The 13,167-nt window shown below is 66.0% G+C and carries 11 protein-coding genes and 1 tRNA gene; 5 read left to right on the top strand and 7 right to left on the bottom strand.

Features of this window, described 5'->3' with window-relative positions; genetic code table 11:
• Positions 1–27: 27 nt before the first annotated feature.
• Together gshB and ACUJ46_RS12140 are read left to right on the top strand one after the other, a co-directional pair.
• Positions 28–999, top strand: a complete 972-nt coding sequence (gshB, locus tag ACUJ46_RS12135; protein WP_445390759.1) for a glutathione synthase — start codon at positions 28–30, stop codon at positions 997–999.
• Positions 996–1,616 (top strand): DedA family protein, encoded by a 621-nt coding sequence (locus ACUJ46_RS12140; RefSeq protein ID WP_445390760.1) that lies wholly within the window; start codon positions 996–998, stop codon positions 1,614–1,616. Before gshB ends, ACUJ46_RS12140 begins: the two co-directional genes overlap by 4 nt.
• Positions 1,617–1,625: 9 nt before the next feature.
• Here ACUJ46_RS12140 and mmsB read toward each other — a convergent pair whose 3' ends face one another.
• Genes mmsB through ACUJ46_RS12155 form a run of 3 tightly spaced genes read right to left on the bottom strand, consistent with a single transcriptional unit; the run spans position 1,626 to position 5,203 of the window.
• Positions 1,626–2,510, bottom strand: a complete 885-nt coding sequence (gene mmsB, locus ACUJ46_RS12145) for a 3-hydroxyisobutyrate dehydrogenase (RefSeq protein ID WP_445390761.1) — start codon at positions 2,508–2,510, stop codon at positions 1,626–1,628.
• 27 nt (positions 2,511–2,537) lie between these two features.
• Positions 2,538–3,680 carry an acyl-CoA dehydrogenase family protein gene (locus ACUJ46_RS12150; RefSeq protein WP_445390762.1) on the bottom strand — a complete coding sequence of 381 codons (1,143 nt, stop codon included), beginning with the start codon at positions 3,678–3,680 and terminating at the stop codon, positions 2,538–2,540.
• A 23-nt stretch (positions 3,681–3,703) separates the two neighbouring features.
• Positions 3,704–5,203: a CoA-acylating methylmalonate-semialdehyde dehydrogenase gene (locus ACUJ46_RS12155; RefSeq protein ID WP_445390804.1), complete on the bottom strand. Its 1,500-nt coding sequence runs from the start codon at positions 5,201–5,203 to the stop codon at positions 3,704–3,706.
• A gap of 193 nt (positions 5,204–5,396) precedes the next feature.
• Here ACUJ46_RS12155 and ACUJ46_RS12160 point away from each other — a divergent pair, with 193 nt between their 5' ends.
• The 3 genes from ACUJ46_RS12160 (at position 5,397) to ACUJ46_RS12170 (ending at position 8,592) form a co-directional block, all read left to right on the top strand.
• On the top strand, positions 5,397–6,302 hold the full coding sequence (locus tag ACUJ46_RS12160) for a LysR substrate-binding domain-containing protein (protein WP_445390763.1): 906 nt from the start codon (positions 5,397–5,399) through the stop codon (positions 6,300–6,302).
• Positions 6,303–6,374: 72 nt separating this feature from the next.
• On the top strand, positions 6,375–7,508 hold the full coding sequence (locus ACUJ46_RS12165) for a Gfo/Idh/MocA family protein (protein ID WP_445390764.1): 1,134 nt from the start codon (positions 6,375–6,377) through the stop codon (positions 7,506–7,508).
• Between the two features lie 364 nt (positions 7,509–7,872).
• Positions 7,873–8,592 carry a hypothetical protein gene (locus tag ACUJ46_RS12170; RefSeq protein WP_445390765.1) on the top strand — a complete coding sequence of 240 codons (720 nt, stop codon included), beginning with the start codon at positions 7,873–7,875 and terminating at the stop codon, positions 8,590–8,592.
• A 295-nt stretch (positions 8,593–8,887) separates the two neighbouring features.
• Here the strand turns inward: ACUJ46_RS12170 and ACUJ46_RS12175 are convergent.
• From ACUJ46_RS12175 to ACUJ46_RS12190, 4 genes are all read right to left on the bottom strand, one after another.
• Positions 8,888–8,963: transfer RNA gene (locus ACUJ46_RS12175), tRNA-Glu, on the bottom strand.
• 19 nt (positions 8,964–8,982) lie between these two features.
• Positions 8,983–10,776 (bottom strand): single-stranded-DNA-specific exonuclease RecJ, encoded by a 1,794-nt coding sequence (gene recJ, locus ACUJ46_RS12180; RefSeq protein ID WP_445390766.1) that lies wholly within the window; start codon positions 10,774–10,776, stop codon positions 8,983–8,985.
• Positions 10,773–11,777, bottom strand: a complete 1,005-nt coding sequence (gene glpX, locus ACUJ46_RS12185) for a class II fructose-bisphosphatase (RefSeq protein WP_445390767.1) — start codon at positions 11,775–11,777, stop codon at positions 10,773–10,775. The genes recJ and glpX overlap by 4 nt, the downstream gene beginning before the upstream one ends.
• Positions 11,778–11,779: 2 nt before the next feature.
• The gene (locus ACUJ46_RS12190; protein WP_445390805.1) at positions 11,780–13,093 is read right to left on the bottom strand and encodes a homoserine dehydrogenase; all 1,314 of its coding nucleotides are present in this window, start codon (positions 13,091–13,093) and stop codon (positions 11,780–11,782) included.
• Positions 13,094–13,167 lie beyond the last annotated feature (74 nt).

The following is a 13,167-nucleotide window of genomic DNA, read 5'->3' on the forward strand; positions in this document are numbered from 1 at the left end:
GCGCGCGGCCAACCCTAGGAACCTCCCATGCCCAGCACGCTCCGGATCGCGGTCCAGATGGACCCTCTCGAAACCATCAATGTCGCCGGCGACTCCAGCTTCGCCCTGATGCTCGAGGCGCAGAAGCGCGGCCACCGCCTGTGGCATTATCTCCCCGACCAGCTCGACTGGTTCGAGGATCATGTCGTCGCCACCGCCCGCCCGGTGGAAGTCATGCGCCCCGAACAGCCGGGGGCCGCGCATTTCCGCTGGCTCGGCGAACCCCAGCGCCTGCGCCTCGCGGATGACATCGATGTGGTGCTGATGCGCCAGGATCCGCCGTTCGACATGGGCTACATCACCGCCACCCACCTGCTCGAACGCGCGCAGGAAGCCGGCGTCCTGGTGGTCAATGATCCGGCCTCGGTGCGCAACGCGCCGGAAAAGCTCTTCGTCCTCAACTACGCCGATCTCATGCCGCCCACACTCGTCACCCGCTCGCTGGAATCGGCCATCGCCTTCCGTGAGCGCCATGGCGAAGTGGTGGTGAAGCCGCTCTACGGCAACGCCGGCGCGGCGGTCTTCCATGTCCCGGCGGGCGATTCCAACCTCCCCGCCCTTGTCGAACTGTTCACGCAGGTCTGGCGCGAACCCTTCATGGTGCAGGCCTTCCTCCCCGATGTCGCAAAAGGCGACAAGCGCATCGTCCTCATCGACGGCGAGCCGGTGGGCGGAATCAACCGCCTGCCCAAGCATGGGGAAATCCGCTCGAACCTCGCCGCCGGCGGCTCCGCCCACGCCACGACGCTGACAGCAGAGGAACAGGCCATCTGCGACCGCATCGGCCCCGATCTCAGGCGGCTCGGCCTCGTCTTCGTCGGCATCGACGTGATCGCCGGCCGCCTCACCGAGATCAATGTCACCTCGCCCACCGGCATCGTCGCGATAGACCGGTTCAACGGCACCAACATCCCCGCCATCTTCTGGGCACGGGTGGAAGCGAAGCGGGCCGGCGCATGACGGACTGGATCGGCGCCTTCATCGCGTCGAGCGGCTACTGGGCCGTGGCCATACTGATGTTCGTCGAAACCATCTTTCCGCCGATTCCGTCGGAAGTGATCATGCCGCTCGCCGGCATCGGGGCCGCCCAGCAGGAACTGAGCCTCGCCGGCGTCATCCTCTCGGGCACGGCGGGCGCCATGGCGGGCAATATCGCCTGGTTCCTGCTCGCCTGGAAGCTGGGCCTCGACCGGTTCGAGCGCTTCCTCATCCGCTACGGCCGCATCCTCACACTCGATGAAGCCGAACTCGCCCGCGTCCGCCGCCTGTTCGACCGCCACGGCGGTGGCATCGTCGGCGTGGGCCGCGTCCTGCCCACCCTGCGCACGCTGATTTCCGTGCCGGCAGGCCTGGTGCGCATGAACCTGCGCACCTTCCTCCTCTATTCCACGCTTGGCACCTTCCTGTGGACCATGGGCCTCGCCATCGCCGGCTATCTGCTCGGGTCGAATGTCCGCCAGATCGACACGATCCTCGGGCCGCTGTCCACGCTCGTCATCCTTCTGCTCTTTGCAGTCTATCTCTACCGCGTCGTCACCTGGAAACGGCGCAGCTCCACGCAAAGCAGCGGCAGCTGAGGCCCCCGCTCAGGCCTTCCCGTCCAGCATCCGGATGATGGCCGAAAAATCCTTGCCGCCCGCTCCGGCGTTGGCAAGCATCTGGTAAAGCGATTCCGCCAGCGCCCCCATCGGCACCGAGGCGCCGGCCCCTTGCGCCGCCTCCATGGCGAGCTTCAGGTCCTTCAGCATCAGGGCAGTGGCAAAGCCGCCTTCATAATCCCGGTTGGAAGGGGCGGCCGGAACCGGCCCCGGCATCGGGCAATAGCTCGTCATCGACCAGCACTGCCCCGAGGCCTTCGAGGAAATGTCGAAAAAGGTCTGGGCATCCAGCCCCAGCTTCTGCGCCAGCAGGAAGGTTTCTGCCGTCGCCACCATCGACGCGCCCAGAAGCATGTTGTTGCAGATCTTGGCCGCCTGGCCCGCCCCTGCGCCACCGGCATGGATCACGGCCTTGCCCATGGCCGAAAGATAGGGCTCGGCGGCGCGAAAGGCGTCTGCCTCGCCGCCCACCATGAAGGTGAGAGTGCCGCCGGTCGCCGCCGCCACCCCGCCCGACACCGGCGCATCCACAAAGGCAAGGCCGCGCGCGGCGGCATCGGCAGCCACGGCCCGGGCGCTGTCGAGATCGATGGTCGAGCAATCCATCAGGATCACATCCGGCCGCACGGCGCCGAACAGCTGTTCGCCATAGACCTGACGGACATGCACGCCAGCCGGCAGCATCGTCACCACGGCATCCGCACCGGCCGCTGCTTCGGCGGCGCTCGCGGCGGCAGTCGCGCCTTCCGCAACGACACGGGCGACAGCCGCTGCGTTCAGGTCGAAGGCGCGCACCCTGTGGCCTGCCTTCACGAGGTTCGCGGCCATGCCCGAACCCATGTTGCCTAGCCCGATGAAGCCGACGTCAGCCATGCCATTCCTCCCTCAAGTTCGCAGCCGTCAGGCCTTCAGCAGTTCCCGCGCGGTGATCATCCGCATGATTTCATTGGTCCCCTCAAGGATGCGGTGCACCCTCAGGTCGCGCCACAGCCGCTCGACCGGATAATCCATCAGATAGCCATAGCCGCCGAACAGCTGCAGCGCCCGGTCAACGACGCTCGAGCCCGTGTCGGTCGCCAGCCGCTTGGCCATGGCCGCGAACTTCGTCTTGTCGGCTGCGCCCGCCGTCACCTTGGCGGCGGCCAGATAGAGCAGCGCACGCGCCGCCTGAAGGTCGGTTTCCATGTCGGCGAGGGTGAACTGGGTCGCCTGGAAGTCGACGATCGCCTTCCCGAACTGCCGCCGCTCGCGCACATAGGCCACAGCCTCGTCGAGCGCCCGCTGCGCCCCGCCCAGGGAACAGGCGCCGATGTTGAGCCGCCCGCCATCCAGGCCGGCCATGGCGATGCGGAAGCCCTGCCCTTCCGTGCCCACAAGATTCTCGACAGGCACGCGCACGCCATCGAAATGCACCTGCGCCGTCGGCTGGGAATGCCAGCCAAGCTTGCGCTCCTGCGCGCCGAAGGTCACGCCGGGCATGTCCTTCTCGATCACCAGGCAGGAAATGCCGCCGGCGCCCTCGCCGCCGGTGCGCACCATGGTGACATAGATGTCATTGACGCCGCCGCCTGAAATGAAGGCCTTGCCGCCCGTCACTACATAATGGTCGCCGTCACGCACGGCCACGGTCTTCAGCGCCGCCGCGTCCGAGCCGGACCCCGGCTCGGTCAGGCAGTAGCTGGCAATCAGGTCCATCGGCACCAGCGCGGGCAGATATTTCTGCTTCACCCGGTCGCTGCCGAAACAGTCGATCATCCAGGCCGCCATGTTGTGGATGGAAATGAAGGCGCTGGTCGAGGGGCAGCCATAAGCCATGGCTTCCATCACCAGCGCTGCTTCCAGCCGGCCCAGCCCGATGCCACCCGAATCCGGGCTCACATAGATTGCGCCAAAGCCAAGCCCGGCCGCCTTGGCGATGGCCTCGCGCGGGAAGACATGGCCTTCGTCCCACGCCGCTGCATGGGGCGTGATCTCGGACGCGGTGAACTTCTGCGCCGCTTCCTGGATGGCGCGCTGGTCCTCTGTCAGTTCGAACTGGCTCATGCGTCTGTTCCCGCCCCTCTTGCTCAACCCATCGTCGGGATCACGAAGGCGTTGGACCCGTCGGGCGACCCGTCCGGCCAGCGCTGCGTGATGGTCTTCACCTTCGTCCAGAAGCGCACGCCTTCCGTGCCATGCTGGTTGTGGTCGCCAAAGGCCGAACGCTTCCAGCCGCCGAAGCTGTGATAGGCGACAGGCACCGGAATCGGCACGTTGATCCCCACCATCCCCACATTCACCCGCGCGGCGAATTCGCGCGCGGCATGGCCATTGCGGGTGAAGATCGCGACACCATTGCCATATTGATGTCGGCTCGGCAGGGCGAGCGCATCCTCGAAGCTTTCGGCCCGCACCATCTGCAGCACCGGCCCGAAGATCTCCTCACGATAGCTCGACATGTCGGGCGTCACATGGTCGAACAGGGTCGGGCCGATGAAGAAGCCTTCCTCATGGCCCTGCAGCTTGTAGCCCCGGCCATCGACGACCAGTTCCGCGCCCTCGTCGGCGCAGGTCTGGATCCAGTTTTCCACACGCGCCTTGTGGGCGGCGTTCACAACCGGGCCGTAATGGGCCTCGGGGTCGGTGGAAATGCCCACCTTCAGCTTCGCCATCGCCGGTACCAGCTTCTCGCGCAGGGCGAGGGCGGTCTTCTCGCCCACCGGCACCACCACGGGCAGCGCCATGCAGCGCTCCCCGGCGGAGCCGAAGGCGGCGCCCGTCAGGTCGTTCACCACCTGGTCGAGGTCGGCGTCGGGCATCACGATGCCATGGTTCTTGGCGCCGCCCATGGCCTGCACCCGCTTTCCGGCGGCAACGCCGCGCGAATAGACATAATGGGCAATGTCCGAGCTTCCCACGAAGCTCACGGCGGCAATGTCCGGATGGTCGAGGATGGCGTCCACCATTTCCTTGTCGCCATGCACCACCTGCAGGATGCCGGCCGGTGCGCCGGCTTCCAGCATCAGTTCGGCCAGCCGCATCGGCACGCCCGGGTCGCGCTCCGAAGGCTTCAGGATGAAGGCGTTGCCGCAGGCGATCGCCACGCCGAACATCCACATCGGGATCATCGCCGGGAAGTTGAAGGGCGTGATGCCGGCCCCGATGCCAAGCGGCACGCGCATCGACAGCACGTCGATCCCCGGCCCGGCGCCCGGCGTATGCTCGCCCTTCAGCAGGTGCGGAATGCCGCAGGCAAACTCGATCACCTCCAGCCCGCGCTGAATGTCGCCCTTCGAATCGGCGATCACCTTGCCATGTTCGGCGGAAAGCAGATGCGCCAGTTCCTCCATATTGGCTTCGACCAGACGCTTGAACTCGAACATCACCCGCGCCCGGCGCTGCGGGTTGGTGGCGGCCCAGCCCGGCTGTGCGGCGCGCGCCGCAGCCACGGCCCGCTCCAGAACAGCGGCATCGCCCAGCCCCACGCGGGCCTGCACCGTGCCCTGGTTGGGGTCATACACATCGCCATGGCGGGCAGCCGCCGGCTGCGGCGCACCATCGGCCAGGAAATGCCGGATCACGCGGATCGCGCCATCGGCCCCGTCTTGTCCGGCCCCGGCTTGTCCGGCCCCAGCTTGTCCGGCGTTGTCTTGTCCGGCCATTGTTCATCTCTCCCAAATATCGGTCATCTGCTCCATGACGCCTCGGAGGCGCGCATGCAATTGCCCTGTTTTGCAAGGTCTGCTTGCAAAAATGCAGCCACCGCCCGATGACCTCCAGATGACCGCACTGCTCAACTGGGACGACCTGCGCATCTTTCTCGCCGTCGCCCGTGCGCCCACCATGGCTGCGGCCGCCGCCCGCCTCAGGATCGATGCCTCCACGGTCGGCCGCCGCATGGCTCGCCTGTCAGCCACGCTCGATGCCGATCTCTTCGAACATGGCCCGGCCGGCCACGTCCTCACCGATCAGGGCCGCAGGCTCCTCGCCCATGCCGAAGCCGCCGAACAGGCCACCGCCGCCGCCCGCGCCGACCTGTCGGGCGAGCGCGGCCTGCTTGCCGGCACTATCCGCGTCAGCCTGCCCGAGGGGCTGGCCAGCTGGATCGTCGCCCGGCACCTCGCGGGGTTCCACGTGGAACATCCGGCCATCCGGGTCGAACTGGTCGTCACCAACGGCTTCCTCAACCCCTCCCGGCGCGAAGCCGACATCGCCATCATGCTGGCCCGCCCGGCGCGCGGCCCCCTCCTCACCCGCAAGCTCACCGATTACCGGCTCAACCTTTACGCCGCACAGGCCTATCTCGACCGGCGCGGCCGCCCCGAAACCCCGGACGGTCTCGAGGGCCACACGCTCATCGGCTATGTCCCCGATTTCATCTACGCCGACGAGCTCCGCTACCTCGACGAAGTCGCCCCCGGCCTCGAGCCCTCGCTCGTCAGCTCCAGCATCAACGTCCAGCACGCGCTGACCCGCGCCGGCGCCGGGCTGTGCATCCTGCCCGGCTTCATCGGCGAACAGGATCCGGCCCTCGTCCGCCTGCTCGATGGGCAGGTGGAGATCACGCGCAGCTTCTGGCTTGTCACCCACCGCGATGCCCGCCCGCTGGCCCGCATCGCCGCCTTCATCACCTGGCTCGACAGCCGCCTCGCCAGCGAAAAGGCCATCATCACGGGCCAGCCCTGAAAGCGCGCGACCAGCGCCCCGGGTAGACAGGCCCTCCCCGCTCATCCACCCTCGGGCCGGAAGGGAGACACCATGGCAAAACCGCTGAAGGTCGGCGTCATAAGCGCCAACTGGGGGATGGCAGCCCATCTGCCTGCCTGGCACGCGATCGAAGGCGTCGAGGTCGCCGCCGTCTGCACATCGCGCCGCGAAACCGCCGAGGCCGCAGCAGCCCGCCATGGCATCACCCGCGCCTACTGGGATCACCACGCCATGGCGGAAGACCCGGACCTCGATATCATCGACGTCGGCACCCGCCCCGATCTGCGGCGCGACATGGTGCTGGCGGCCCTTCGGGCGGGCAAGCATGTCTTTGCCGCCGCCAATTTCGCCGCCACGCTCGAGGCCGCGAACGACATGCGCAACGCCGCCCGCGCCGCCGGCGTGGTAACCGCGCTCGACAGCACGCTCGCCCACAATGCCGCCCACCGCCGCATCGCCGAACTCATCGCCGACGGCACGCTCGGCCGGCCGGTCTCGGCGCTCGCCCGCCTTTCCATCCCGCTGTTCCAGGGGGCGCAGCCCGTGGGCGATGGCTGGCGCTGGTTCGCAAAGGCGGCGCACGGGGCATCGGCCATGCGCAACCTCGGCACCCACAGCCTGCACCTGCTGGTCGCCCTCCTCGGCCCGGTCGAGGCCGTCAGCTGCCTCGGCCTCACGGCGCTGCCGGAATGGCGCTTTCCCTCGGGCGATCGCGTCACCCCCGAAGTGGAAGACACGGCCCATCTTCTGCTGCGCTTCGAAGGCGGGGCCATCGCGTCCCTGGTCGTCGGCTGGGCCGTTCCCGGCCTCGTCGGCTGGCGGCTGGAACTGGCCGGCGACAAGGCAACGGCCATCGCCGTGAGCGAAGGCTATTTCCCCGCCGGCGATTCCGTCACGCTGGCGCTGGGCGAAGGCAACGCCCCGCTCAGGCCGCTCGCCATCCCCGAACGGCTGCGCCGACCGGAACGCCTCCACCTCCCCGTAGACGGCCCCTTCCCGCCCCAGACCCGCGACATCGCCCCCCTGATGCTGTCCTTTGTCGAGAGAATCCGCGGCGGCGCCCCCGTCCAGCCCGATTTCGAACGGGCCTGGCACATCGAGGCGATACTGGAAGCCGCCAGACAGGCCACCGCAACCCGCCGCGAAGTGCGCATCGAAGACGTCACGCCACCCCCGCCCGGCTGACGCCGTTACCTCACATTAGTTTTCAGATCTTGCTCCCAATGTCCCGTAACCGATGGATCGTACGCCCACCATGCAAGGCATACATTTTCGATGGTCAGTCGTTTGCGCTCATCAAAACCTAGAACCTGCCTGTCGAATCATACCATGCAAGAATAAGAAGGGCTGAACGTTGACTATATTAAAAACACATCTCAAAAAAAGATGACCATATTCATTTATCGAAGATAACTCTGATTATAAAAGGTTATTATCAGAAGGCTACAATATATTATGGTCTCAATCTCAGCTTATTGATGCAGGGACTTCTGAACGAAATAGCCTATTCGTGAACTGAACAAAGACTAACTAATAAGGAGAAGCATGCGTGAAAAAATGTCCTTACTGCGCAGAAGAAATCCAAGAAGAGGCGTCAGTCTGTCGATTCTGCCACCGTGATATGCCAATTAAACAAAATCAGAAAAGAATACGAAAAAAAGGTTGTCTGGGACCTTTTCTAATCATCTTTGCAATCATTGCTGCAAGTGGAATATTTTCAACGACAAATGAAAATACTGAGGAGCCACACAAAGCATCCCCAGCAATAAATGATCCCGCACCTGATAGAGAAAAAACTACCTCAAGAAAGGTTGTCCCAGAATCAGAAAAACAATCTGCAAAATGGAAATACACTATGAGAAATGATGAGCTTAGAAATAAGCCTATCGTGACAGCATTTGTAGATAGTGAAAATAGTGCAAACTTTGATTTCCCCTATCATGGGGACAATCGATTAACGATTGCCATACGCCAGAATCCGGAATGGGGAACGGATCTTATATTTCGTATCAATCGCGGCCAGATTCTTTGTAATTCATATTCATCGCCATGCAAGGGAAATATCAGCTTCGACGGCAATATTGAACAACTTACGTTTTTAGAGGCTGCAGACAACAGTTCTGAAACAGTCTTCGCAAAATACCCTGCAGCGCTCATCCGTAAGATTCGAGCAGCCAATCAAGTCATCGTGGAACTTCCCTTCTATCGAGAGGGAAGCCAGCAGTTCACATTTGAAACTGCCGGTCTAGAATGGCCGCCAAGAAGTTAGCGGCCTCATCTATATGAAAGAATTGATGAATTCTGCCTTGTCTAGACTAGGCAGATTTAAACCGGATAGGCGCACATTAATGCCACGCCAGCATGCCCAATGTCGGCAAGCAGAGCGAACAATCAGATGAGTAGTCCTGTGCGGCAGGTTTATCGAGGCACTTCTGTCGCGCGTGAAGTATTCAGAAAAGCTGTGCTGGTCGCAGGATGAGGAAAGACTTAGAGAGTGGAATCAGCACCACATTACCGAGAACCGCGATTCTGGAAAAACGACGGATGCCAACCTTTGAAAAGGTTGGTGACCCCTACGGGACTCGAACCCGTGTTTTCGCCGTGAAAGGGCGACGTCCTAGACCGCTAGACGAAGGGGCCATCGTGCGGAGGCGGCCAGTTAGCCGGCCAGTGCAGCGTCGTCAAGCTGAAGATCAGCCGATTCGCGGCCATTCCAGAAATTCCGTGTCACCCGACCCGCCAGATGCACCCGGTTCTGCCCCGCCGAAAGCAGCATCTGGCCGAGTTCGCCCTCGGCCGCGCGAAAGGCAATGCCCTTCACCCGCCCGCCATCCGGCCCCAGCCCCACAAAGCGCAAATGGGTGCGCGGCTCCGTCCGCCCCACGGGGCGCACCTCCTGCAGGCGCACGGGCCCCACCGCCACGCGCGGCGCCGGCCAGGCCTGCCCATAGGGGCCAACCGCTTCCAGCGCCTGTGCAAGCGCGGGCGTCACCGCAGCCGGCGCCACGGCAATGTCGATGGAAAGCGAACGCTGGCCCTCGGCCGCCGCAACCGCCGCGCCCAGCCGCTCGCCCAGATAGGCGGCAAAGGCCTCTATGGATTCCGCCCGCACCGTCACGCCTGCGGCCATGGCATGGCCGCCGCCTTCGAGCAGCAGGCCCTCCGCCTTGGCGGCCAGAATCGCTGCGCCCAGGTCCACCCCGGCGATCGAACGGCCCGATCCCTTGGCGATGCCGTCGGCGCCCAGCGCCAGCACCAGCGCCGGCCGTCCCAGCCGCTCCTTCAGTCGCGCCGCCACGATTCCAACCACGCCGGGGTGCCATCCAGCGCCTGCCACAACGGCCACGGGCGCATCGCCCAGTGTGGATGCCGCCGCCATGGCCTCGGCCGTCACCGCCGTCTCGATCTCGCGCCGCTCCACGTTCAGCCGGTCAAGCTCGGCCGCCAGCAGCGCCGCTTCGGCCGGATCGTCGGTCGAAAGCAGCCGCACGCCCAGGTCCGCTTGCCCCACGCGGCCCCCGGCATTGATCCGCGGACCGAACTGGAAACCAAGATCATCGGATTCCGGCGCGCGGTCCATGCCTGCAATGTCGGCCAGCGCAACCAGCCCCGGCGTTGCGCGCAAGGCCATGCGCTTCAGCCCCAGCGCCACCAGCGCCCGGTTCAGCCCGGTCAGCGGCACAACGTCGGCCACCGTCCCCAGCGCCACGATGTCCAGCATGTCCTGCACGCGCGGTTCGGGGCGGGAGGCAAAGAAACCGCGCCGCCGCAGTTCGCGGTTCAGCGCCACCGAAAGCAGAAAGGCAAGGCCGGCCGTGCACAGCGTTCCGTGGATGGCGGCTTGCGGGTCTTCATCCAGCCGGTTCGGGTTCACGATGGCCAGTGCCGGCGGCAGGGCGGTGGAGGCCTTGTGATGGTCCACCACCATCAGGTCGAGGCCGGATGCGCGCGCCGCCTCCAGTGGCCCGAAAGCCTGGGTGCCGCAATCCAGCAGCACCACCAGCGTCGCCCCGGCGGCCTGGATGGCGGCCAGCGCCTCGGCGGAAGGGCCATAGCCTTCGAGCAGCCGGTCGGGAATGTAATGGCCCACATCCGCCCCCAGCAGCCGCAGATGGCGCAGCAGCACGGCAGCAGAGGTCGCGCCATCCACGTCATAGTCGGCAAACAGCACGATCCGCTCGCCGCGCTCCACGGCATCGGCAAGCCGGCTGGCGGCCGCATCCATGTCGCGGAAGAGCGAAGGGTCTGGCAGCCAGTCCCGCAATGTGGGTTTCAGGGTGCGCGCAACATCGCCAGGCGCACAGCCGCGCGCGGCCAGCAGCTGGGCGGCCAGATCGTCCACGCCCATGCGCTGGGCCGCGCCCAAGGGCAGTGGCCGGCTGCGCCACGCCCAGGCCCGGCCCGTGGCCGACCGCGCAACGCCCAGCGGATGGGCGCTGCTGTCCGTCGTCATGCCACGATCAGCGGCGGGTCCCCGCAACGGTCACCCTTCACCCAGCGGATGGTGCCCGAAGACGCCCGCATCACGACGGATTCGGTGGTGATGCGCCCCGTTTTCCAGCGCTTCACGCCATCCAGCAGCGAGCCGTCGGTCACGCCCGTGGCGGCGAAGATAACGTCACCCTTGGCCAGGTCTTCCAGGTGGTAGATGCGGTCCAGATCGGTGATGCCGATCTTGCGGGCGCGGGCCTTCTCGTCCTCGTTGCGGAACAGCAGCCGCCCCTGGAACTGGCCACCCACGCAGCGCAGGGCCGCGGCCGCCAGCACGCCTTCCGGCGCCCCGCCCGAGCCGAGATAGATGTCGATGGTGGTTTCCGGGTCCGTCACGGCGATCACGCCGGCGACATCGCCATCGGGGATCAGGTTGATGCCGCAGCCAAGCCCGCGCAGCTCGCGGATCAGCGCCTCGTGGCGCGGCCGGTCCAGCACGCAGGCGATGATGTCGCCGGGCGCCACGCCCTTGGCTTCCGCCAGCGCCTTGATGTTCTCGGTCGGCGTCTTTTCGAGGCTGACGATCCCCTCCGGATAGCCGGGGCCGATGGCCAGCTTGTCCATGTAGACATCGGGGGCATAGAGCAGCCCGCCTTCTTCGGCGATGGCCAGCACGGCCATGGCGTTGGGGCCGGCCTTGGCAGTGATGGTCGTGCCTTCCAGCGGGTCGAGCGCGATGTCGATGCGCGGCCCGCCATTCTGCGACGCGCCAACCCGCTCGCCGATGAAGAGCATCGGCGCCTCGTCGCGCTCACCCTCGCCGATCACGACGGTGCCGTCGATGGGCAGCTGGTTGAGGGCCGCGCGCATGGCGGCCACGGCGGCGGCGTCGGCGGCCTTCTCGTCGCCCCGGCCGGTCAGGCGGGAGGCGGCGATGGCGGCATATTCGGTCACGCGCACCATTTCGAGCACGAGAACGCGGTCGAGCACCTGGCTCGGGGAAAGACTGGAACGGTCGGTCATGGTCATCCTTCGTGAGGCAGAATGGGCATGAAAAGCGGGGCGCCGGACACCGAGGACAGGCCGGCCATTGTCTCCAGGGCAGCCAGAACGGCCGCCTCGGCGCAATCATGGGTCACCATCACCACCAGGGCGGTGCCATCGGCCCCGCCTGCCGGCTGGATCAGGCTTTCGATCGAGACGCCGCTGTCGCGCAGCGCCGCCGTCAGGTCCGCCAGCACGCCCGGCTGGTCGAGCACCTGAAGGCGCAGATAATAGCGACCCGAACGGGCGTCGCGCCCGGCGGGCGCCATGGGCACGAGCGCATCCGTCGGCATGGCGAAGGCAGGGCCGGCCTCGCCCCGGGCGATGTCGATGAGGTCGGCCACCACGGCGCTCGCCGTCGGGCCTTCGCCAGCGCCCGGCCCGATGAAGGAAAGCCGGCCGACGAAATTGCCCTCGGCCACCACGGCGTTGGTCGGCCCCTCGACAGCGGCGAGCGGATGACCCAGCGGCACGAGGCTCGGATGCACGCGCTGCAGCAGCGCGCCGCCGATATCCTCGGCAAGGCCCACCAGCCGCACCTTGAAGCCAAGGGCCGCCGCCTGCTTCAGATCGGCAAGGCGGATGTCGCGGATGCCGCCCGTTTCCACGGCGGCGAAATCCGGGCGCGAGCCAAAGGCGATGCTGGCCAGGATGGAAAGCTTGTGGGCGGCGTCCACCCCGTCGATGTCGAAGCTGGGGTCGGCCTCGGCATAGCCAAGGCGCTGGGCGTCGGCGAGCACGTCCGCGAACTCCAGCCCCTCCTTCTCCATGCGGGTCAGGATGTAATTGCAGGTGCCGTTCAGAATGCCGTAGACCCGGCTCAGGGCATTGGCGGCAGCACCTTCGCGCAGGCCCTTGATCACCGGAATGCCGCCGGCAACCGCCGCCTCGAACTTGAAAGGCGTGCCGGCGCTTTCGGCCAGTTCGGCCAGCAGCAGCCCATGATGGGCCAGCATCGCCTTGTTGGCCGTCACGAAGGGCTTGTGGGCATGAAGCGCCCCGCGCGCCAGCGTCAGGGCCGGGCCGTCGGCGCCGCCCATCAGTTCCACCACGACATCCACATCGTCGCGCAGCACCAGCGAGGCCGCATCTTCTTCCCAGGCGAAGCGGCCGAGGTCGACGCCGCGATCGCGGGAACGGTCCCGCGCGGACACCGCCGTCACCAGGATCGGCCGGCCCGCCCGGCGGCTGATCAGCGCGGCATTGGCATCGAGCAGCCGGATCACGCCAGCTCCCACGGTGCCAAGCCCCGCAAGGCCGACTCTCAAGGGTGCTTCCGTGTTGGTGCCATTCATTGCCACAGCCGTTTCCTCAACCTCTGTCCCAGTTCCACATGATGTCCGCACAATGCCCGGAATGGCCTAGCCGC

Source organism: Sandaracinobacteroides sp. A072 (genome assembly GCF_052616365.1).